The organism is Streptomyces flavusporus, from assembly GCF_046267975.1.
GTDB lineage: Bacteria > Actinomycetota > Actinomycetes > Streptomycetales > Streptomycetaceae > Streptomyces > Streptomyces flavusporus.
Genome location: NZ_CP176503.1, coordinates 6531862 through 6553402 on the forward strand (window position 1 = coordinate 6531862; position 21541 = coordinate 6553402).

The following is a 21541-nucleotide window of genomic DNA, read 5'->3' on the forward strand; positions in this document are numbered from 1 at the left end:
CAGTCCGCTCCCCGTCCGCCCCTCGTGACGCACGCATCCCCACCTCAGTGACCAGCATCACGCCCACTCACGTGTAGCCACCACTCTTTGTACAGAGCCCACCACACCGCGGCTCCCGCCTTTGTCGAGCGGTGACGGTGTCGGGCTCAGGCGCACTGGGTTAGCGTCACGGTGTCCCGAACCGCCCTCACTCGCGGAGTCCCCATGAGCACCGCTGCCGCCACCCCCGCCCTCCAGGGACGGGTCCTCGCCGACCTGCTTCCCTCCTCCCGTGTCCGGGACGTCGCCCTGGTGGCCGGCGGTGCCGTGCTCACCGGCCTCGCGGCCCAGCTCGCCGTGCCCGTACCGGGCTCCCCGGTGCCGGTGACCGGCCAGACCTTCGCCGCGCTGCTCGTCGGCACGGCCCTCGGCGCCGGTCGCGGTTTCCTGTCGCTCGCGCTGTACGCGCTGGCCGGCATCGCCGGTGTGCCGTGGTTCGCGGAGGGCGGCTCCGGTGCGGCCGCCCCGTCCTTCGGCTACGTCATCGGCCTGCTGCTCGCCGCCACCGCCGTCGGGGCCCTGGCCCGTCGCGGCGCCGACCGCTCCCCGTGGCGCATGGCGGGCGCGATGCTGCTCGGCGAGGCGATCATCTACGCCGTCGGCGTCCCCTACCTGGCCCTCGCCACCGGCATGTCCGCCTCTGCCGCGATCGCGGCCGGCCTCACCCCGTTCCTGATCGGCGACGCCCTGAAGGCCGCCCTGGCGATGGGCGTGCTGCCCACCGCCTGGAAGCTCGTCGACAAGCGCTGACCGAGTGCCGCCAGACACCGACCGGGGCGCGGTTTCCCGCGCCCCGGTCGGTGTCTTTCGGTGCTCATCCCTCCTGTGGCCGCCTCGGCCGCCGCTGCGACCACCACAGGCCCGCCGCTCCGGCCATGACCAGCGCCCCGCCGGCCGCGGCCGGCGGCAGGACGTCCCGTCCGACGCCGGTCCTGGGCAGCTCGTCGCCGCCCGGCGCGACCGGCTTGTTGTCGGTGCCGAGCAGCAGCGGCGTGGCCGGGGCGTTCGGTGACGGGTTCGTCGTACCGAACGGAACCGGGCCCTGCTGCCAGAACGTCTTGCTTCCGTCACCGTTCTGGACGGGCAGGCAGATCTTCCCGGTCCTGCCCAGGTCGTAGGTCGCGTCGACGTCGTACGACTTCGACGCGCCGGCGGCGAGACTGTCGAGCGAACAGCTGAATCCGCTGTTCGAACCCTCGGGCAGATCCTTTTCGGCGATCGGGGAGCAGCCGGGGACATTCCTGACCGTCAGCCCGCCGAAACCGACGACCCAGAGCCTGATCGGCCTCCTGTCCGCTGTCCCCTCATTCTTCACCGTGGCGGTGATCGCCGTTTCCTCCGAACCGTTGTCGACCGAGATCTTCTCGGGCAGCAGCGTGGTCAGTTCCACCCTGCCGGTGCCTCGTCGACGTCCTTCCTCCCGGGCCGCCGAGCCTCCCGCCGGGCGCGCGAGAGGAGGCCGGAGGGTTCGCGTGGAAGACCCCCGAGGGCTGGCGCCGGGACTTGAATCCTCCCCTCCCTGAAAGGAGGGGATTCCTGGCTCAGGCCGCCTCCTGGAGCAGCGCTCCAGGAGGTCTTCCGCCATCGGCACCAGCCGGGTTGAGACCAGCCCGGACGAGCATCACGCGTGCGGAGTTCTTGTCCCTCGGGGACACGGTTCCGCATGCGGTGCAGGTGTAGGTGCGCTCACCCAGCGGCAGGCGATGCTTGGCTCTCGCATCGCAGTGCGCGCAGTCCATCGTGGTGTGCGCGGGGTGTACGAGGCGGATGTCCCGCCCGTGCTTGCGGCCCATCTCGACCAGAGCGGCCTTGGTGGCGCCGATGGCGGCGTCGGCACCCTTGCGGGCCATCGTGGTCTTGGCGAGGAACCTCGGACGGAAGTCCTCCACCGCGATGGCGTCGTGGTCGCGGACAACCTTCTTGGCCCACTTGCGACCGGTGTCCTCGCGCTGCCTGGCGACCTTCTTGTACGCCTTCGCCCGCAGCTTCTTCGCCGCGCGGTAGCCCTTGGATGCCGCCTGTCCCTTGGCGGGTTTGCGGCGGGCCATCATCCGGTCGTACCGCGACAGCTTCGCGGCGGCCTTCCTGCCGTGCTCGGCGTGGGGGAGATCGTGGGCGTCGGAGGTGGTGGTGGCGGTCTCCTTCACGCCCCAGTCGATACCGATCACGCGGCCGGTCTCCGGCAGCAGCTGCACCTGGGCGGGCACGACGAACGAGCAGTACCAGTGCCCGATGCTGTCCTGGTACACGCGCACCGAGGACGGCTCAGCCGGCAGTTCCCGCGACCACACCACCGTCACCACGATGCCCCCGGCCAGGTGCAACTGGCCGCCCTTCAGGCGGAACCCGCGCTGGGTGTAGTTGAGGCTCGGCAGTGCCTCGTGCTTGGTCTTCCACTTCGGCATCCCGGCCCGGCGTGCCATGGGCAGGTGCTCTTTGATGTCCTTGAGCGCCTTGGCGCGGGAGCGGCCGAAGTCGCGGATGATCTGCTGCTGCAGGACCGATGAGCCCTCACGCAGCCACGGCATACGGGTACGGGCCTCGGTCAGCATCCTGTCGAGCTGAGCCGGACCGCACGTCTGCTTCTCCCCGGTCGCCTTGTTGTGCAGGTGTACGGCCTTGGACTTGGCCACACATTCGTTCCACACCCACCGGCAACGGTCCCACTCCGCCACCAGGACAGTACGGGCGGCAGACGACACACGCAGCCGGTAGGAGTATCGGGCGTGCCCGGCCTCCGCAACCGCCCCCACCTGCGCCATCTCGCCCCCTCACGGTCCCCGGCCGGGATGCCATGACATCCCGAACCCTCCGAAGGACCATACGGACGACCGCCGCACACACGTACCCAGATCCCACAGTCGCCACCCCAGTCAGCGACTCCGGGCACACATGTTCACATCTCCTCGGGTGCCGGGCAGCCGTACGGGCACTCCGCGCCCTGAACCGGATGCGGCGACGCTCCGCGCCGCAACACCCGTATGCGATTCCTCCCCCGCGGGAACGCCGGGGAGGAATCGCAAGAAACAGGTGACGAACGACCCCTGACGGCCTACGACACCGAGGGCCCCGCGGCGCGAAGCCACGGGGCCCTCGACCACTCACGAAGCGGCGCGTCAGTCGCCCACCGACACCTTGCCGGGAGCACCGACGGCACCCCGGCGCTTCTGCCGGACCACGGCGATCACCAGCACCACGGCCGCGACCAGCAGCGACAGCAGCACGGTCTTGCGTCCGTCGTGCTCGGTGTCGGTCAGCATGTAGCCGAGCACGAACACGATCAGCGCGGCCGTCGCCCAGGTCAGATACGGGTACAGCCACATCCGCACGACCAGCTTCTCCGGCGCCTCCCGCTGGATGATCTTCCGCATCCGCAGCTGCGAGAAGCAGATGACGAGCCAGACGAACAGGGCCACGGCCCCGGAGGAGTTGACGAGGAACAGGAAGACGGAGTCCGGGAACTTGTAGTTGAAGAACACGGCCACGAACCCGAACACGACGGAGACGAGAATCGCCGTCCGCGGCACACCGCGACCCGTCGTCCGTGCGAAGGCCTTCGGCGCATCCCCGCGCTCGCCCAGCGAGAACGCCATCCGGGAAGCGGTGTAGAGGCCGGAGTTGAGGCAGGACAGCACCGACGTTAGCACGATGAAGTTCATGATCTGACCGGCGTGCGCGATGCCGAGGGAGTCCAGGGCGGCGACGTAGGAGCCCTTCTCGGCGATGGCGGGGGAGTTCCAGGGCAGCAGGGAGACGACGACGAAGATCGACCCCAGATAGAACACGGCGATACGCCAGATGATGCTGTTGGTCGACTTGGTCACGGCCCGCTGCGGGTCCTCGGACTCGCCGGCCGCGAGGGTCGCGATCTCGCTGCCCATGAAGGAGAAGACGACGAGCAGCACACCGGTGAGGATGGCGCCGGGCCCGTTGGGCAGGAAGCCGCCGTGCTCCGTGAGGTTGGAGAGCCCGGCCTGCTCACTGTCGACCCCGGGCAGCACACCGAAGACGGCGAGCCCGCCGACGACGATGAACGCTCCGATCGCGACGACCTTGATCCCGGCGAACCAGAACTCGAACTCGCCGTAGGAACCGACGGAGACGAGGTTGGTGGCGGTCAGCACCACCATCACGATCAGCGCCCACCCCCACTGGGGCACGGCGGGAATCCACCCCTCCAGAATCGCGGCCCCAGCGGTCGCCTCCACCGCCAGCACGACGACCCAGAAGAACCAGTACAGCCAGCCGATGGAGAACCCGGCCCAGGGCCCGAGCGCGCGGTCGGCGTGCGCCGAGAACGAACCGGACGTCGGATTCGCCGCGGACATCTCACCGAGCATCCGCATCACGAGCACGACGAGCGTGCCGACGAGGGCATACGACAGGAGGATGCCGGGGCCGGCGGTGGCGATACCGGAGCTGGACCCGACGAACAGGCCTGCGCCGATGACACCACCAATGGCGATCATCGACAGATGACGGTTCTTGAGCCCGGCCTGGAGGCCGTGGCCGGGGTCACCGGTGCCTCCGGGGCCGGTTCCGGCCTTCGTCAGGGTCGGCTGCGAAGTCATGGGACGGGTTTCCTTTGCGCCGGTCGAGCAGTTTCCCCGTACGAGCCCGCCCGAGCGGTGTGCGGGGGGGGTACGAATCGGTCCAGTGAATCGGAGGTGAACGAATTCGGGAACCTTTGATTCCGGATCGTTACTTGAGGTTTTCTTGAGATTCTGTAGTGTTACTCACACTTTCCGCCTCGCCGACCCGGCGCGCCCGCCCCGAAACCGGCATGACACACTCGTTTCCATGCGCGTGTACCTCGGCTCCGACCATGCCGGTTTTGAACTCAAGAACCATCTCGTCGAGTGGCTCAAGGCGGCCGGCCACGACCCCGTCGACTGCGGCCCCCACATCTACGACGCCCAGGACGACTACCCGCCCTTCTGCCTCCGCGCCGCCGAGCGCACGGCCGCAGACCCCGAAGCCCTCGGCATCGTGATCGGCGGCTCCGGCAACGGCGAGCAGATCGCCGCGAACAAGGTGAAGGGCGTGCGCGCGGCGCTCGCCTGGAGCGAGGAGACGGCGTCGCTGGGCCGCCAGCACAACAACGCCAACGTGGTCGCGGTGGGCGCGCGCATGCACACCCTCGACGAGGCGACGAAGTTCGTGGAGACGTTCCTGAACACCCCGTTCTCAGGCGACGAACGCCACGCACGCCGCATCGAGATGCTGACCACGTACGAGACGACGGGCGACCTCCCGCCGATCCCGCCGCATCACCCTCAGCGGTAACGGACTCTCGGCGTGGCCGGGGGAGGGCGGGGCCCGGCGTCGAAGTGCGGGATACGCAGCTCCCGCCGGGGTGCAGGGGCGAAGCCCCGCGAGGGGTGCAGGGGACGCAGTCCCCGCCGGGGTCTGGGGCGGAGCCCCAGGGGCGTTCACCCCTGAACTGACCGAGACGGGTGGGCGGGTGGGCGAGCCTCGCGGAAGCACAACGCACGCGTCCCGCCCACCGCAGGTGATCGCAACGGCGTAAGAAAGGACCCGCACGGTGCCCGAGGGCCACACCATCCACCGCCTGGCCCAGGACTACGCCGCCCGCTTCAAGAACCGCGGCCCCGTCCACGTCACCAGCCCCCAGGGTAAGTTCTCCGACGCTGCAGCCCTCCTCGACGGCTCAACCCTCCACACCGCCGACGCCCACGGCAAACACCTCTTCCTCGGTTTCCGGGACGCCGACTGGATCCACATCCACCTCGGCCTCTTCGGCAAGGTGACCCTCGGCGAGGCCAGCGCCAGCGCCCCCGCACCCCCGCCCACGGACACCGTCCGCCTCCGCCTCGCGAACAGCGCGTCGTACGTCGATCTCCGCGGCCCCACGACCTGTGCGTTGATCACGGACGGCGACAAGCGTGCGATACACGACCGCCTCGGCCCCGATCCCCTACGTGAGGACGCCGACCCGCACCTCGCCTACCGGCGGATCTCCCGCAGCCGTACGACCATCGCCGCCCTGCTCATGGACCAGAAGGTCATCGCGGGCGTCGGCAATGTCTACCGTGCCGAGGTCCTCTTCCGGCATCGCATCGACCCGTACCGCGCGGGCAAGGACATCACCCCCGCGCAGTGGGACGCCATCTGGGCGGACCTCGTCGAGCTCATGCGCGAGGGTGTCCGCAACAACCGCATCGACACCGTCCGCCCCGAGCACACCCCGGAGGCGATGGGCCGCCCGCCGCGCGTCGACGACCACGGCGGCGAGGTCTACGTCTACCGCAGGGCCGACCTGCCCTGCCACATCTGTGGCGGCGAGATCCGCACCGCCGATCTCGCCGCCCGCAACCTCTTCTGGTGCCCGGAGTGCCAGACGCCGTGACGCGGCTGACCCCGCGTCAGAACCCGTGCGGCAGCCAGGGCGCCACCGTGGACGCGAACCCCACCGACGTCTCCGCCAGCGCGCCCTGCCGCAGCTCCCGCACCCGCCCGGCGGCGCCCAGCGCGGCCAGGCTCACCCCGCCGAGATAGGCAGCCCCCAACTCCCGTACGGACAAGGCTAGATCAGCCGCATCCGAGGTACGCACACACGACGCCCCCTTCGCATCCCCCGTCAGCCGCCAACGCCCGGCGTTCCAGGGGCAGAAGTCGTCCGCCACCTCGAACGCCACGTCCACCGGCGCCTGATAGGTACGCGCCTCCAGCGCGGCCCCGACATCCACCAGCCGTACGTAGAGCGAGTCCCGCAGCCGTGGCTGGCACCGCCGGATGTCGGACACCAGGTACTGCCACGCGTCGTCGACCGGCCGCCCGCGCATGGTCAGCGTCGTCGTCAGGTCGATCCCGAACAGGAACCGCCACAGCGCCGCCTCCGTCACCGGGTCGAGGGCGGCCGAATCCGCCAGCGCCACCGTGCCGTTGTGCCCGGTCACGCCCCATCCCAGCCTGACGCGGAAGCGCGCGTACCCGGTGACCTCCCCGTCCCGTTCGGCGACGACGCACTGCAGCGGCGACGCCCCGTCCCGCTCGCTCTCCGGGTCGAGCAGCCCCATCCGCTCCCAGCCCGGCTGCCGCGCGAGCATCCCGGGACGCCGGGGCACCAGCCGCGCGTAGACCGCCTCGCACGCGTCGAGCACGTCCGCGGGCGCCGCGTACCGCAGTCGTACGTCATCGGTGCCGACCGGCACCGACAGCCGTACCCGACTCGTGTCGATCTCGGCGCTGAGTCCGAACGCCGCGGCGGCGTACCCGAACCGGCCGTAGATCGCCGGCTCGGAGGCGGTGAGCACCGCCAGCGGCTCGCCCCAGGAGCGGACGTCGTCCAACTGCCGCCGCATCATGGACGTCAGCACCCCGCGCCGCCGGTGCGTGGCGGCGACACTGACCATCGTGACGCCCGCCGCCGGCACCGACGCCCCGCCGGGCACGCTCAGCCGGAACGTGAACGCCCCGGCCGTCCCCACGCAGGCGTCGCCCTCCCAGGTGCCGAGGGACCGGTCGTACTCGGTGAGCGCGTCCCACAGTTCCCGCTCCTCGGCCGATTCCGGCATGCCACCGAAGGCGCGGATCAGGGTGTCGTACCACGGGCCCCATTCGTCCTGCCGCAGCACCCGTAGCTCTGCCGCCGGGCCTGTCGCGAAGTCTGTCGCCATGAGCCCATGCCTACCAGGGCACTGCGGGGCGAGCGAGGGAATTTTCCCGGACGGCGGCGCGGCGGCTTTCCGTGGAGTTCACTGTGAAGTCGAGCGTCGGACGGGGGACAAGTGGGACCTCCCGTGCCAAGCAGCTGGTCCGATGGATAGGGTCCCGAACTAATGGCAGCAGGACGAGAGCGGCGCGCGGCGGCCGATACGTTCCCGGCCCGGTTGAGGATGAGGTGGCACCGGGCCCGCGTCGGCGTGCGCAGAAGCGCCGTCGACTACTTCCGCGGCGACGGTTCGGACTGGATCGCGCTGGCCGGACTGCTGCTCACCGTCCCGCTGATCACGATCATCACGCTCGCCAACTCGGTGTGGTGCTCCCCGGCCGCGCTGGTCCTGCCGATCGTCGCGGGCGGTCTGCTGCTGCGCCCGGCGAGCCTGCTCGGCCTGTACGCGGCGGCGGCCACGGCGCTGATCGTGGAGTCGATACAGCTGGGCCCGTACACGGAGGGGCCCTCGCGCGTGACCCCGGGCGTGGTCCTGGTGGTGGCCGCGTGCGGTTTCTTCGGGCTGCTGATCGCGCAGTTCCGCAGCCGGGTCGGCGTGCCCTGGCGGCGCGGCGGCACCATGCTGTTCGACCTGCGCGAGCGGATCCGGGTGCAGAGCAAGCTGCCGAAGCTGCCGCAGGGCTGGCACCGGGAGATGGCGCTGCGGCCGGCGGGCGGCCAGTCCTTCTCGGGCGACTTCGTGGTCGCAGCCCGCACGAACGGCGGCCGCACCCTGGAGGTCGTCCTCACGGACGTCTCCGGCAAGGGCATGGACGCCGGCTCGCGCGCCCTGCTGCTGTCGGGTGCCTTCGGCGGTCTGCTCGGCTCGCTGCCGCCGCACGCCTTCCTCCCGGCGGCGAACGGCTACCTCCTCCGCCAGGACTGGGACGAGGGCTTCGCGACCTCGATCCACCTGGTCCTCGACCTGGACTCCGGCGACTACGAGCTGTACTCCGCGGGCCATCCGCCGGGCCTCCAGCTCAACGCGGGCAGCGGACGCTGGGAGGAGAAGGCGGCGGAGGGGCCGCTGCTGGGTGTGTACGAAGGCGCCCAGTTCGACTCGGTGAAGGGCTCACTGCGGCCCGGCGACGTGCTGATGCTGTTCACGGACGGTCTGGTGGAAACGTCCGACCGCGACATCGTCGAGGGCCTCGACCGCCTCACCGGCGAGGCCGACCGCTATGTCGCCGGCGGCTTCCACGGCGCTGCCTGGCACCTCATCGAGGCGGTGGCGAAGGACGTCAACGACGACCGCGCCCTCCTGCTGATCTGCCGTGAGGGCCCGACGGCCCTGGCGGCGGCCGCCCGCTGAGACACTCGACGAGTGACCGAGAACCCGCACCTCACCCTGGCCGAAGTGGAGGCCGTCGCCCGCGCCGCTCACCAGGGGCAGACGGACAAGGCCGGCCGCCCCTACGCCGAACACCTCGCCGCCGTCGCCGACGGCGTCCGTGCCCGTGGCGGTGACGAGGAGCAGATCGCGGCGGCCTGGCTGCACGACGCCGTCGAGGACGATGCCCTGTCCGAGCAGTGGCTGCACGAGGCCACGCTGAGCCGCCGTACGAAGGACATGGTGCGCGCGGTCACCAAACGCGCGGGGGAACCACCGGAGGCGTACGCCGCCCGCATCCTCGCCACGCCGGGCGCACTCCTCGTCAAGGAGGCGGACCTGGCCCACAACGCGGACCCGGCCCGCCTCGCACGCCTCGACGAGCCCACCCGCACCCGACTGACCGAGAAGTACGCCCGCATGCGCACACTCCTCGGCCTGCCGGACGACCGGCCGTACGACTAGGCGTCGGCTTTCGCGAGCTCCTTCTCCCGCGCCCGCTCGCGCTCCCGCGCAAGGTCCGCGGCGTCCCGCTTGAACGCCCATTCCATCTTCGGCTCCATCGCGAACCGGAAGACCCGCTGGACGGGCTTGGTGCACAGCAGCGTGACGGCGACGGCCGCGAGGACGCTCACGAGGATCTCGCCGGACGGCCGGTGCAGCCAGGCGTGCTCGTACCAGCCGCCGTACCCACCGGCCTTGACCAGGAAGCCGTGCAGCAGATAGCCGTACAGCGTGCCCGCGCCGAGCGCCGTGAACCACATCTGCCGGCCTGGCACCCAGGCGAAGAAGCAGGCCGTCAGCAACAGCGAGCAGCCGAACAGCGCGAGCACCATGACCGGCCCGGTCCACCAGGGCGCGCCCAGCTCCTGCGCGGCGTCCCGGTGGTAGAACCACCCGGTGTTCATCCGCGGCACTGCCCACCAGCCGACGACACCCGCGGCCGCGAACACCGGCACCGACAGGATCCGCACCGAACGCCGGCGCACCATCTGGAAGTGCTCGGGCTTCATGCACAGGCCCAGCACGAAGAACGGCAGGAACTGCAACACCCGCTGCAGATCCAGGTCGTTGCCGATTCCCGGGGTGGCGGACGCCAGCATGGCGATACCGAGCGCGAGAGGGAGCGGCCACCGCACCAGCTTCCAGATGGGGGTGGTCAGCCGCCAGATGAACAGCGCGATCAGGAACCAGGTCAGATACCAGGGGTCGAGCAGACTGATCTTCTGTTCCGGGTCGTCGCCGAAGTAGCGCTCGCCGAGCGAATAGGCGGTTTCGAAGACGATGTACGGCACCACGACACCGGTGAGGAGCCGCTGGAGCCGGTCCGCGCGCATGTCGAAACTGCGGGAGAAGAAGCCCGAGATGACGATGAACGCCGGCATGTGGAACGCGTACACGACCATGTACGCGGCCTCCAGGGTCCGACTGTCCCCCTTCAACGGCTCCCACGCGTGGGCCACGGCCACCAGGACGATCGCCAGATACTTGGCGTTGTCGAAGAAGGCGTCGCGCTGTCGAAACATCTGAGGCACCCTAGCGTCGTCTGCGGGTTCCCGTAAAACCCTCGGCGTCATTCCTGCTTTTCCGTCGCGCCTACCCGTGTTTCCGCAGAGTTGGCATGGCGGACGACGTGACGGTCAACACAGTGAGTCAACGCGGCGGATGACGGAATGTCCGCTTCCTCTCTCTTTATGTGCAACAAATCGAATTCCCTGCGAACGCGTTGTGCGGAGACGGAAACGAACCAGCCGAATTCTTGCGCAGTTGACTGTCGAATTGCGTCGCCGGCTGCGACAGGGGTGTGTGCGCGCCCGGACGGGTCCGGACTTGTCGGACACGGGTGTGGCGGACGATGCGTCACGGCCCGCATACCAGGGCCGTGTTGGTGGCACGATGGTTCTGCCGGGGGTGTGCGGGCTGCATCCCGGGCCGGGAGAGCGGACCGACCGAGGGTGTGATCAGTTGTGGCCATTTCGCTGTCAGTGGTGCTGCTATTGGCGATCATCCTGGTGGTGATGATCAGGGCAGGGAACATCAAGGCGGGCCCCGCGATCGTTGCGGTCCTCTTCGGCTTCTTCCTCGCCTCGACCGGCATGGCCGACGACATTCAGCGCTTCCTGGACTCGATAGCCCAGACCATCAACGAGATCCAGTTCTGACCGGCCGGCCTCGGCGCTGATCAAGAGCGGACGTGCGCGCCCTGTGGAACACGAAGGGCCCGGTTCCGAGGAACCGGGCCCTTCGCCATACGGAGCGGGCGACGGGAATCGAACCCGCGTAGCCAGTTTGGAAGACTGGGGCTCTACCATTGAGCTACGCCCGCACACAACGCGCCGCAGGTCAGCCGACCGCGGCACTGCAGGCATCGTAGCGGGTCGGCCCCCCTCACCGCACACCCCATCCGTACGGACGCCGACACCGCACCGGTGCTCGGGAAATGCGGCAGCCGCGCTGCCTGCGGGCATGTACCCTACGTGTCGCACCAGACGGGGTGTGGCGCAGCTTGGTAGCGCGTCCGCTTTGGGAGCGGAAGGCCGTGGGTTCAAATCCCGCCACCCCGACCACCTGTCCGATCACTTTGCGTGATCGCCTTTTGGGTCGTGTAGCCGCTGCCGTTACTATGCAAGCTGCACGCCCGTGTGTCTCATCACTGATAGTCCTCCGGGCGGCCACATCCGCCGGACCCGTCGGGTCCCGGCAGAACCCGAGAAGTCAGCCACAAGGAGACCGAACCGTGAAGAGCGCCGTGGAGAACCTGAACCCGACCCGGGTTCGGCTCACTGTCGAGGTGCCCTTCGAGGAGCTCAAGGACAGCCTCGACGCGGCGTACAAGAAGATCAACCAGCAGGTCACGGTGAAGGGCTTCCGCAAGGGCAAGATCCCCGCCCGGGTCATCGACCAGCGGTTCGGCCGTGGCGCCGTGCTGGAGGAGGCCGTCAACGACGCGCTTCCGAAGTTCTACACGGAGGCGGTCAACGAGGCCGAGATCGACGTCCTGGGCCAGCCCGAGGTCGACATCACCGAGCTGAAGGACGGCGAGACGCTGAACTTCACCGCCGAGGTCGACATCCGCCCGGCCATCGAGATCCCGGACTACTCCGGCATCGAGGTCGAGGTCGACGCCGTCGAGGTCACCGAGGAGGACGTCGACAAGGCGGTCGAGGGGCTGCGTGAGCGCTTCGCGTCCACCTCCCCGGTCGAGCGCGCCGCCGAGGACGGCGACGTCGTCACGATCGACCTGGAGGCCAAGGTCGGCGGCGAGGTCCTGGAGGACGGCGTGGCCGAGGGTGTCTCGTACACCATCGGCTCCGGCGAGCTGCTCGACGGCATCGACGACGCCGTGAAGGGCCTTGAGGCCGGTGGCGAGGCCACCTTCACCTCCGAGCTCAAGGGCGGCTCCGCGGCCGGCCAGGAGGCCGAGGTCACCGTCAAGGTCAGCCAGGTCGCCGCGCGCGAGCTGCCCGAGCTGGACGACGACTTCGCTCAGCTCGCCTCCGAGTTCGACACCCTCGAGGAGCTGAAGGCCGACAGCCGCAAGCGCCTGGAGAACATGAAGCAGTTCGACCAGGCCACGCAGGCCCAGGAGCGCGTCCTGGAGAAGCTGCTCGAGCTGGTCGAGGTCCCCGTCCCCGAGAAGCTGCTCGAGGACGAGATCAACACCCGTAAGCACAACCTGGAGCACCACCAGCTCGGCCAGATGGGCCTCACCCTCGACAAGTACCTGGAGATCCAGGGCAAGACCGCCGAGGAGTTCGAGACCGAGACCCGCGAGGCCGCGGTCAAGGGCATCAAGACCCAGTTCGTGCTCGACGAGCTCGTCAAGCAGGAGAAGCTCAACGTCAACCAGGAGGAGCTCACCGAGCACCTCATGCGGCGTGCGGCCTCCTCCGGCATGTCCCCCGACCAGTTCGCGCAGGCCGTCGTCGAGCAGGGCCAGGTCCCGCTCCTGGTCGGCGAGGTCGCCCGCGGCAAGGCCCTGGCCGTCGTCGTCGAGGCCGCGACCGTCAAGGACACGAACGGCGAGATCGTGGACCTGGAGGACGAGGACGAGGACGAGACCGCCACGGAGACGGTCGAGGCCGCCGAGGGCGCGGCCGACGCCGGCGACGAGGAGAAGACCGAGGGCTGAGCCCACGGCGCCTGGAAAGTCGTAGGAAGGGCCCTGGGGAAGCGTCACGCCCCGGGGTCCTTCGACGTACGGTGGGACAGTGCCCTAAGGGGCGCGGGGAACTGCGCGATCAGCCCTCCACAACCCGCAGTCGCCCGCGAACCGGAGTGACCATGGCGCTACGCCCCCGGCGAACACTCCCCTCCGCGGGATTCCCCGAACGGACCCGCGCGTTAGGGTCCATGAATACGGGGTCAGGGAACTCGGCGAAACCGCCGAAGGCCCCCCGCAGGGAAACGTGAGACGGCCCGGCGCCGTCGTAAGACGAGCAGGTGGATACGTGACGAATCTGATGCCCTCCGCCGCCGGCGAGCCTTCCATCGGTGGTGGCCTCGGCGACCAGGTCTACAACCGGCTGCTCAACGAGCGAATCATCTTCCTCGGCCAGCCGGTCGACGACGACATCGCGAACAAGATCACCGCACAGCTGCTGCTCCTTGCCGCGGACCCGGACAAGGACATCAACCTCTACATCAACAGCCCCGGCGGATCGATCACGGCCGGTATGGCGATCTACGACACGATGCAGTTCATCAAGAACGACGTGGTGACGATCGCCATGGGCCTCGCGGCCTCGATGGGGCAGTTCCTGCTCAGTGCGGGCACCCCCGGCAAGCGCTTCGCCCTGCCCAATGCCGAGATCCTGATCCACCAGCCGTCCGCCGGCCTGGCCGGCTCGGCCTCGGACATCAAGATCCACGCCGAGCGGCTGCTGCACACCAAGAAGCGCATGGCCGAGCTCACGGCCCTGCACACCGGCCAGTCGGTCGAGCAGATCACCCGCGACTCGGACCGCGACCGCTGGTTCGACGCCCATGAGGCCAAGGAGTACGGCCTCATCGACGACGTGATCGCAACGGCGGCCCACATGCCGGGCGGCGGCGGCACCGGAGGCGGCTCCTGAGGGCCGCTCGGGCCAGCAAGGCCCCCGCGGTCCCCTTCAGCCCCCAGCCACCGCTCCAGCCCCCTTCAGGAGACACCGTGAACGACTTCCCCGGCAGCGGCCTCTACGACCGTACGCGTGCCGAGTACACCGGCCCCGCGGCCGAGTCCCGCTATGTCATCCCGCGCTTTGTCGAGCGCACCTCCCAGGGCATTCGCGAGTACGACCCGTACGCGAAGCTCTTCGAGGAGCGCGTGATCTTCCTGGGCGTCCAGATCGACGACGCCTCCGCCAACGACGTCATGGCGCAGCTGCTGTGCCTTGAGTCGATGGACCCCGACCGGGACATCTCGGTCTACATCAACAGCCCCGGCGGCTCCTTCACCGCGCTGACGGCGATCTACGACACGATGCAGTTCGTGAAGCCGGACATCCAGACGGTCTGCATGGGCCAGGCGGCCTCCGCCGCCGCCGTCCTGCTGGCCGCCGGCACGCCCGGCAAGCGCATGGCGCTGCCGAACGCGCGTGTGCTGATCCACCAGCCGTACAGCGAGACAGGCCGCGGCCAGGTGTCCGACCTGGAGATCGCCGCGAACGAGATCCTGCGGATGCGCTCGCAGCTGGAGGAGATGCTGGCCAAGCACTCCACCCAGTCGATCGACAAGATCCGTGAGGACATCGAGCGCGACAAGATCCTCACCGCCGAGGACGCGCTGGCGTACGGTCTGATCGACCAGATCATCTCCACGCGCAAGATGAACAACGAGTCGGTCCGCTGACGCGGATCCTGTATCGTCTGCCGCCCCTTGGCGCGCTGTGTCACCATGCATCGCAAGGTGCACGTCAAAGTGAACCGTGCCAAGGGGGGCCCGAACGGGGGGCTCGGCAAGGTACCGTCGGACATAAGGCAGCACCAGGAGCCGCTGGACTCATCGCGTCCAGGCGTCTCCCAGGCGAAGGGGAAGCACACCGTGGCACGCATCGGTGACGGCGGCGATCTGCTCAAGTGCTCGTTCTGCGGCAAGAGCCAGAAGCAGGTCAAGAAGCTCATCGCAGGCCCCGGTGTGTACATCTGCGACGAGTGCATCGATCTCTGCAACGAGATCATCGAGGAAGAGCTCGCGGAGACCAGCGAGGTGCGCTGGGAGGAGCTGCCCAAGCCGCGCGAGATCTACGAGTTCCTCGAGGGGTACGTCGTCGGCCAGGAGCCCGCCAAGAAGGCCCTCTCCGTCGCGGTGTACAACCACTACAAGCGTGTCCAGGCCGGTGAGAACGGCGGCGCCCAGGGCCGCGACGACGCCATCGAGCTGGCGAAGTCCAACATCCTGCTGCTGGGCCCCACGGGCTCCGGCAAGACCCTCCTCGCCCAGACCCTGGCCCGCATGCTGAACGTCCCGTTCGCGATCGCCGACGCCACGGCGCTGACGGAGGCCGGCTATGTCGGCGAGGACGTCGAGAACATCCTGCTGAAGCTGATCCAGGCGGCGGACTACGACGTCAAGAAGGCCGAGACGGGCATCATCTACATCGACGAGATCGACAAGGTGGCCCGAAAGAGCGAAAACCCGTCGATCACCAGGGATGTGAGCGGCGAGGGAGTCCAGCAGGCGCTCCTGAAGATCCTCGAGGGCACCACGGCCTCGGTCCCGCCCCAGGGCGGCCGCAAGCACCCCCACCAGGAGTTCATCCAGATCGACACGACGAACGTCCTGTTCATCGTGGGCGGCGCCTTCGCCGGTCTGGAGAAGATCATCGAGTCCCGGGCCGGCGCGAAGGGCATCGGTTTCGGCGCGACGATCCGCTCGAAGCGGGAGCTGGAGGCCAAGGACCAGTTCGAGGACGTCATGCCGGAGGACCTGGTCAAGTTCGGCATGATCCCCGAGTTCATCGGCCGCCTCCCCGTCATCACCTCCGTCCACAACCTCGACCGCGAGGCCCTGCTCAAGATCCTGGTCGAGCCGCGCAACGCGCTGGTGAAGCAGTACCAGCGCCTCTTCGAACTCGACGGCGTGGAACTGGACTTCGAACGCGAGGCCCTGGAGGCCATCGCCGACCAGGCCATCCTCCGCCAGACCGGCGCGCGAGGCCTGCGCGCCATCATGGAGGAGGTCCTCATGTCCGTGATGTACGAGGTCCCGTCCCGCAAGGACGTCGCCCGAGTCGTCATCACCGCGGATGTCGTCCACTCCAACGTCAACCCGACGCTGATTCCGCGGGATGCGCGGGGGCGGGGGACGGGGGAGCAGAAGACGGCGTAGCCAGTCCCGGTACACCGGAGGGCGCTCGGTGCGATTCGCCGAGCGCCCTTTCTTTGCCCATCAATATTAGTCAGTGCTAATATTCCAGTGTGGATGGACCGTACGAGCTGAGGTTCTTCGCCGATGTCCTGGAATGGATCAAGCTGCTCGCCAAGGAGGACCCGGACAGTCACGATCACGTGATCGCCGCGCTGGAGCGGTTACAAGAATCGGGTCCCGCCCTGCGGCGTCCGACCGTGGGAGCCATTGACGGCAGCCGTTTCCGCAACATGAGAGAACTGCGGCCGCGGAGCGGAGGCTTGGTCAGTATCCGGATGTTGTTCGTCTTCGACCCTGTCAGGCGCGCGGTGTTCCTGGTGGCGGGAAACAAGGCGAGCGGGCGGCAATGGGACGCTTGGTACCGGAAGGCGATCAAAGAGGCTGACGCCAAGTACACCGCGTACCTTGAAGCTCTGGAGGAGGAGAACGAAGCATGAAGCCCGAACTCGGCACCATGGCGGACCTGACCGCCGACATCACTCCGGAGAAGCGCGCCCGCATCGATGAGATCAAGCGGGGGATGGTCGACGCTGAGCGCGGCCACGAACTCGCCGCTCTGCGCAAGGCTCAGGGGATGACGCAGGTTCAGGTCGCGGAGGCGATGGGTGTCACGCAGGGGCGCATCAGCCAGATCGAGCGCGGGGGCGTTCGTCTGGACACGTCGACAATGGCGGCCTATTTGCAGGCGATCGGAGGGGAGTTGACGATACTGGCCACGGTGGGAAATCTGTCGGTGAGGCTCTGAGTCGTCCGAGGGTATCCGTCTGACGGTTCATGGGAGCGGGAGGCCGCCCGGGCTGGCTGTGCCCACGGGCGGCCTCCTTATCTACAGTTGTGGGCGCGGCTTCTTACGCCCACTCACAAGCTGATTCCGCGTGGCTGTACTTCACGTTAAGGGCAAGGAGACCGTTGAGGCAGTTCGGGTGGGGCAGGGCTATGCCAAACTGCGTCTTGTGAGGCCAGCCGCAGGCCTCAGTCGCCTTGGCGCCCACCTTGTAGCCATAGCTGTTCAAGATGCCCGTGCATTGCGCTGCGGTGGCGGATGCGGGCGCTGCAGTTGCGAGGGGGGCGACCCCCGCCGCAATCAGTAGCCCGGCAATGGTGAATGCTCGCTTGAACATGCAGAACCCTCCCGTTCGTTCTTCGACCTCGGAAGGTCGTGGTCATGACAGAATTAATCCCATGATCGGGAGGGAGTCCGGTGATGTTCGTGGAAGCTGACAAAGCCAGGGAGCCCCACAGGGTTTGCGGGGCTCCCACTTGAGACCGGTGTTACTTCGCGACGCGAATCTCGTCGCGCAGCTTCGTGGTGATGTCGGCGGCGACGTCCTTCGCCATGTCCTTGGTGGCGTCACCGGGGGACACCATGGCCATGGTGCTGTAGTCGGCCCAGGCACAGAACCAGTCGGTCTTCTGCTTCTGAGTGGCCACGTCGGTGCCCTTGGCCGCCTGGCACTTCATCACCGCACCGTCGAGCTCGACTTCTTCGGGCTCACCGACCATCTCGGTCTTCGGGGCGGCGGTGCTGTCCGAGGACGAGGAGCCGTCCTCGGACTCCTCCTTGAGCAGCGTGAAGAACTTGTCCAGGGCCGTCTCGGGATCGGCGATCTCGCCGTAGGCGCCGATGTAGGTGATGCCCTTGGCTGTCGCGACCTCACTGGGGTCGGGTGCGGTGGAGGGATTGCTGGGGTCGTAGTCGCTCAGGTCCGCCGTCGAGTAGATCCCGGACACCGCGGTGCCGTTCTTGACGCCGCTCTTCTCCAGGTCCTCCGCCGTGTCCGTGCCGGAGCCCTCGGAGTCCTTGGTGAACAGCTTGTACTCGCTGAGCACCGTCTTCGGCGTCGTCAGCTTGTGCGGGCCGTCGTCCTCGATGCCGCCCGCACCGCTGCCCCCGCCGATCACGAAGTACGCCCCGACGCCGATCGCCGCCACGACCGCCACCGCGCCGATGATGATGAGGCCCGTCTTCTTCTTGCCGCCGCTCGGGGGCGGGGGCATCGGGGCGCCGTACGGGGCCTGGCCGTAGGGAGGCTGCTGGCCGTACGGGGGCTGCTGGGGCGGGACGCCCTGCGGGGGCTGCTGGGGGTAGCCGTAGCCGGGCTGCGGCGGGGCGGGCTGCTGAGGGTAGCCGTAGCCGGGCTGCGGAGCCTGCGGCTGCTGGCCGTACGGACCCGGCTGGCCGTACGGTCCGGGCTGCTGGGGCTGCCCGCCGTACGGGCCCGGCTGGTTGTAGCTCATTTCTGGGTTCCCCTCCAGATGCTTATGTGTTCACGACATCCTGGCGCAAAGGCAGCGCACGCACGGCATCGGGGGGCGCACCGTTACAGAAGAATCCTGTTTCGGGACACGCCCGCGACACCCCTAAACTGACCCCGTGACCGAGAACGCTCAGCAGCAGCCACCAGCGCCCACCACCGAACTGCCGACCCAGTACGCGCCGGCCGAGGTAGAGGGGACGCTGTACGAGCGTTGGGTAGAGCGGGGTTACTTCGAGGCGGACGCGAAGAGCGACAAGCCGCCGTTCACCGTTGTCATCCCGCCGCCGAACGTCACGGGCAGCCTGCACCTGGGGCACGCCTTCGAGCACACCCTCATCGACGTCATCACCCGCCGCAAGCGGATGCAGGGGTACGAGACGCTGTGGCAGCCCGGCATGGACCACGCCGGTATCGCCACGCAGAACGTCGTCGAGCGGGAGCTCGCGAAGGAGGGCAAGTCCCGGCACGACCTGGGACGCGAGGCCTTCGTCGAGCGGGTCTGGCAGTGGAAGGCCGAGTCCGGTGGGCAGATCTCCGGGCAGATGCGGCGCCTCGGCGACGGTGTCGCGTGGTCGCGTGAGCGGTTCACCATGGACGAGGGCTTGTCCAAGGCCGTTCAGACCATCTTCAAGCGGCTCTACGACGACGAGCTGATCTACCGCGCCGAGCGCATCATCAACTGGTGTCCCCGGTGCCTCACCGCCATTTCCGACATCGAGGTCGAGTACCAGGACGACGACGGTGAGCTGGTCTCCATGAAGTACGGGGACGGGGACGACACCATCGTCGTCGCCACCACCCGTGCCGAGACGATGCTCGGTGACACGGCGGTCGCCGTCCACCCCGACGACGAGCGGTACAGGCACCTGGTCGGCAAGCTCATCAAGCTGCCGCTGACCGACCGCTCCATCCCGGTCGTCGCGGACGAGCACGTCGACCCCGAGTTCGGCACGGGTGCCGTCAAGGTCACCCCGGCACACGACCCGAACGACTTCGAGATCGGCCAGCGGCACGACCTGCCGGCCATCACGATCATGGACGACCACGCCGTCATCACCGCCCACGGCCCCTTCCAGGGCCTGGACCGGCTCGAGGCCCGCTCAGCGATCGTCGCCGCGCTGCGCGCCGAGGGCCGGATCGTCGCCGAGAAGCGGCCGTACGTCCACTCCGTCGGCCACTGCTCGCGCTGCAAGACCACGATCGAGCCCAGGCTCTCCATGCAGTGGTGGGTCAAGGTCGGGCCGCTCGCCAAGGCCGCCGGTGACGCGGTCCGCGAGGGCAAGGTCGCCATCCACCCGCAGGAGATGGAGAAGCGGTACTTCGACTGGGTCGACAACCTCCACGACTGGTGCATCTCGCGGCAGTTGTGGTGGGGGCACCGGATTCCGGTCTGGTACGGGCCTGATGGTGAGGTCGTCTGCGTCGGTCCCGACGAGGAGCCGCCGAGCGGTGAGGGCTGGCGTCAGGACTCCGACGTCCTCGACACCTGGTTCTCGTCCGGCCTGTGGCCGTTCTCCACGCTCGGCTGGCCGGAGCAGACCGAGAGCCTCGCGAAGTTCTACCCGAACTCCGTCCTGGTCACCGGCTACGACATCCTCTTCTTCTGGGTCGCCCGCATGATGATGTTCGGGCTGTACGCGATGGACGGCACCCCGCCGTTCCACACCATCGCCCTGCACGGCATGGTCCGTGACCAGAACGGCAAGAAGATGTCGAAGTCCTTCGGGAACGTCGTCAATCCGCTGGACTGGATGGACAAGTACGGCAGCGATGCGCTCCGGTTCACCCTCGCGCGCGGTGCCAACCCCGGCGTCGACGTCCCGATCGGTGAGGACTGGGTCCAGGGGTCCCGGAACTTCGCCAACAAGATCTGGAACGCCACGCGCTTCGCGCTGATGAACGGCGCGACGGTGGAGGGTCCGCTGCCGGACGCGTCGAAGATGTCGTCGACGGATCGGTGGATTCTGTCCCGGCTGAACTCGGTGGTCGCCGAGGTCGACGCGTACTACGAGGACTACCAGTTCGCGAAGCTGTCCGACGCGCTGTTCCACTTCGCGTGGGACGAGGTGTTCGACTGGTACGTCGAGCTGTCCAAGACGACGTTCGCCGCCGGCGGTGAGGCGGCCGAGGTCAGCAAGCGGGTCCTGGGTGAGGTCCTGGACGTCACGCTGCGGCTGCTGCACCCGGTCGTTCCGTTCGTGACGGAGACGCTGTGGACGACGCTGACCGGTGGTGAGTCGGTGGTCATCGCCGAGTGGCCGAAGGACAGTGGCTTCCGGGATGCGGGGGCCGAGCGGGAGGTCGAGACGCTGCAGTCCGTCATCACCGAGGTGCGGCGCTTCCGGGCGGATCAGGGGCTGCAGCCCGGTCAGCGGGTTCCGGCCCGGCTCGCCCTCGACGGCTCGGTCCTCGCCGCGCACGAGGCCGCCATCCGTCAGCTGCTGCGTCTCCAGCCGGAGGGTGAGGGCTTCGCGGCGACCGCGACGCTGCCGGTGGCGGGGGTCGAGGTCGCGCTGGATCTGTCCGGCGTGATCGACGTCGCGGCGGAGCGGAAGCGGCTGGCCAAGGATCTGGCCGCTGCGGAGAAGGAGAAGGCGCAGGCTACGGCGAAGCTGGGGAACGAGGCGTTCCTGGCCAAGGCTCCGGATCATGTCGTGGACAAGATCCGGGGGCGGCTTGCCAAGGCGGAGGAAGACATCGCGCGGATTCAGGCGCAGCTTGAACGTCTGCCGGCGGCGTAAGGGTTCGTACGGCGATGAAGGCCCCGGAGCCCTTTGGGGTTCCGGGGTCTTCGGTTGCCGTCGGGGCGGTTCGCTCGCCCGCGCTGACTGGGTGCCGCTGCGCCCACCCGTGCCGCCACAGCGGCACGACTGCCCGCAGCTGGGGCG

18 protein-coding genes, 2 tRNA genes and 1 pseudogene are annotated in these 21541 nt (G+C 68.6%); 14 read left to right on the top strand and 7 right to left on the bottom strand.

From position 1 onward, the window contains the following. Window positions 1-204 precede the first annotated feature (204 nt). Complete coding sequence (locus ACKTSN_RS30840; protein WP_409472103.1) at window positions 205-789, top strand: biotin transporter BioY; 585 nt, start codon at window positions 205-207, stop codon at window positions 787-789. A 64-nt stretch (window positions 790-853) separates the two neighbouring features. On the opposite strand, the pseudogene ACKTSN_RS30845 reads toward ACKTSN_RS30840, so the two are convergent. From ACKTSN_RS30845 to ACKTSN_RS30855, 3 genes and pseudogenes are all read right to left on the bottom strand, one after another. Beyond that, a pseudogene (locus ACKTSN_RS30845) lies at window positions 854-1461 on the bottom strand (hypothetical protein); the annotation flags it as partial. A 119-nt stretch (window positions 1462-1580) separates the two neighbouring features. Next, window positions 1581-2801: an RNA-guided endonuclease InsQ/TnpB family protein gene (locus tag ACKTSN_RS30850; RefSeq protein ID WP_409472104.1), complete on the bottom strand. Its 1221-nt coding sequence runs from the start codon at window positions 2799-2801 to the stop codon at window positions 1581-1583. 354 nt (window positions 2802-3155) lie between these two features. Continuing rightward, window positions 3156-4610 (bottom strand): amino acid permease, encoded by a 1455-nt coding sequence (locus ACKTSN_RS30855; RefSeq protein WP_409472105.1) that lies wholly within the window; start codon window positions 4608-4610, stop codon window positions 3156-3158. A 229-nt stretch (window positions 4611-4839) separates the two neighbouring features. On the opposite strand from ACKTSN_RS30855, the gene ACKTSN_RS30860 reads away from it, so the two are divergent. Both ACKTSN_RS30860 and ACKTSN_RS30865 read left to right on the top strand, forming a co-directional pair. Continuing rightward, window positions 4840-5325, top strand: coding sequence for a ribose-5-phosphate isomerase (locus ACKTSN_RS30860; RefSeq protein ID WP_409472106.1), 486 nt, complete (start codon window positions 4840-4842; stop codon window positions 5323-5325). A gap of 259 nt (window positions 5326-5584) precedes the next feature. After that, a complete protein-coding gene (locus tag ACKTSN_RS30865; RefSeq protein WP_409472107.1) occupies window positions 5585-6409 on the top strand; it encodes an Fpg/Nei family DNA glycosylase in 825 nt (274 codons plus the stop codon). Between the two features lie 16 nt (window positions 6410-6425). On the opposite strand, the gene ACKTSN_RS30870 is transcribed toward ACKTSN_RS30865, so the two are convergent. Beyond that, window positions 6426-7679, bottom strand: a complete 1254-nt coding sequence (locus ACKTSN_RS30870; RefSeq protein ID WP_409472108.1) for a GNAT family N-acetyltransferase — start codon at window positions 7677-7679, stop codon at window positions 6426-6428. Window positions 7680-7841: 162 nt separating this feature from the next. Between ACKTSN_RS30870 and ACKTSN_RS30875 the strand changes: the two genes are divergently transcribed. Together ACKTSN_RS30875 and ACKTSN_RS30880 are read left to right on the top strand one after the other, a co-directional pair. Then, window positions 7842-9026 carry a PP2C family protein-serine/threonine phosphatase gene (locus ACKTSN_RS30875; RefSeq protein ID WP_409472109.1) on the top strand — a complete coding sequence of 395 codons (1185 nt, stop codon included), beginning with the start codon at window positions 7842-7844 and terminating at the stop codon, window positions 9024-9026. Window positions 9027-9038: 12 nt separating this feature from the next. Beyond that, entirely contained in the window at window positions 9039-9509 is a 471-nt protein-coding gene (locus tag ACKTSN_RS30880; RefSeq protein ID WP_409472110.1) for an HD domain-containing protein, read from the top strand. Here the strand turns inward: ACKTSN_RS30880 and ACKTSN_RS30885 are convergent. After that, window positions 9506-10621, bottom strand: a complete 1116-nt coding sequence (locus ACKTSN_RS30885) for an acyltransferase family protein (RefSeq protein WP_409472111.1) — start codon at window positions 10619-10621, stop codon at window positions 9506-9508. The two genes, ACKTSN_RS30880 and ACKTSN_RS30885, sit on opposite strands and share 4 nt — an antisense overlap. A 390-nt stretch (window positions 10622-11011) precedes the next feature. Here ACKTSN_RS30885 and ACKTSN_RS30890 point away from each other — a divergent pair, with 390 nt between their 5' ends. After that, window positions 11012-11206 carry a hypothetical protein gene (locus ACKTSN_RS30890; protein WP_129802323.1) on the top strand — a complete coding sequence of 65 codons (195 nt, stop codon included), beginning with the start codon at window positions 11012-11014 and terminating at the stop codon, window positions 11204-11206. Between the two features lie 93 nt (window positions 11207-11299). Here ACKTSN_RS30890 and ACKTSN_RS30895 read toward each other — a convergent pair. Continuing rightward, window positions 11300-11370, bottom strand: a tRNA-Gly gene (locus ACKTSN_RS30895). 164 nt (window positions 11371-11534) lie between these two features. On the opposite strand from ACKTSN_RS30895, the gene ACKTSN_RS30900 reads away from it, so the two are divergent. The 7 genes from ACKTSN_RS30900 (at window position 11535) to ACKTSN_RS30930 (ending at window position 17140) form a co-directional block, all read left to right on the top strand. After that, a tRNA-Pro gene (locus ACKTSN_RS30900) sits at window positions 11535-11611 on the top strand. A 170-nt stretch (window positions 11612-11781) separates the two neighbouring features. Further along, window positions 11782-13176, top strand: coding sequence for a trigger factor (gene tig, locus ACKTSN_RS30905; protein WP_409472112.1), 1395 nt, complete (start codon window positions 11782-11784; stop codon window positions 13174-13176). 331 nt (window positions 13177-13507) lie between these two features. Continuing rightward, window positions 13508-14119, top strand: a complete 612-nt coding sequence (locus ACKTSN_RS30910) for an ATP-dependent Clp protease proteolytic subunit (protein ID WP_165396475.1) — start codon at window positions 13508-13510, stop codon at window positions 14117-14119. 77 nt (window positions 14120-14196) lie between these two features. After that, window positions 14197-14877, top strand: coding sequence for an ATP-dependent Clp protease proteolytic subunit (locus tag ACKTSN_RS30915; RefSeq protein ID WP_129802326.1), 681 nt, complete (start codon window positions 14197-14199; stop codon window positions 14875-14877). 192 nt (window positions 14878-15069) lie between these two features. Continuing rightward, on the top strand, window positions 15070-16356 hold the full coding sequence (gene clpX / locus ACKTSN_RS30920; RefSeq protein WP_385510373.1) for an ATP-dependent Clp protease ATP-binding subunit ClpX: 1287 nt from the start codon (window positions 15070-15072) through the stop codon (window positions 16354-16356). An 89-nt stretch (window positions 16357-16445) separates the two neighbouring features. After that, the gene (locus tag ACKTSN_RS30925) at window positions 16446-16832 is read left to right on the top strand and encodes a type II toxin-antitoxin system RelE/ParE family toxin (protein ID WP_409472113.1); all 387 of its coding nucleotides are present in this window, start codon (window positions 16446-16448) and stop codon (window positions 16830-16832) included. Beyond that, window positions 16829-17140: a helix-turn-helix domain-containing protein gene (locus ACKTSN_RS30930; RefSeq protein WP_409472114.1), complete on the top strand. Its 312-nt coding sequence runs from the start codon at window positions 16829-16831 to the stop codon at window positions 17138-17140. Before ACKTSN_RS30925 ends, ACKTSN_RS30930 begins: the two co-directional genes overlap by 4 nt. A 527-nt stretch (window positions 17141-17667) precedes the next feature. Here ACKTSN_RS30930 and ACKTSN_RS30935 read toward each other — a convergent pair. Continuing rightward, window positions 17668-18633, bottom strand: a complete 966-nt coding sequence (locus ACKTSN_RS30935) for a hypothetical protein (protein ID WP_409472115.1) — start codon at window positions 18631-18633, stop codon at window positions 17668-17670. A 136-nt stretch (window positions 18634-18769) separates the two neighbouring features. Between ACKTSN_RS30935 and ACKTSN_RS30940 the strand changes: the two genes are divergently transcribed. After that, window positions 18770-21394 carry a valine--tRNA ligase gene (locus ACKTSN_RS30940; RefSeq protein ID WP_409472116.1) on the top strand — a complete coding sequence of 875 codons (2625 nt, stop codon included), beginning with the start codon at window positions 18770-18772 and terminating at the stop codon, window positions 21392-21394. Window positions 21395-21541 lie beyond the last annotated feature (147 nt).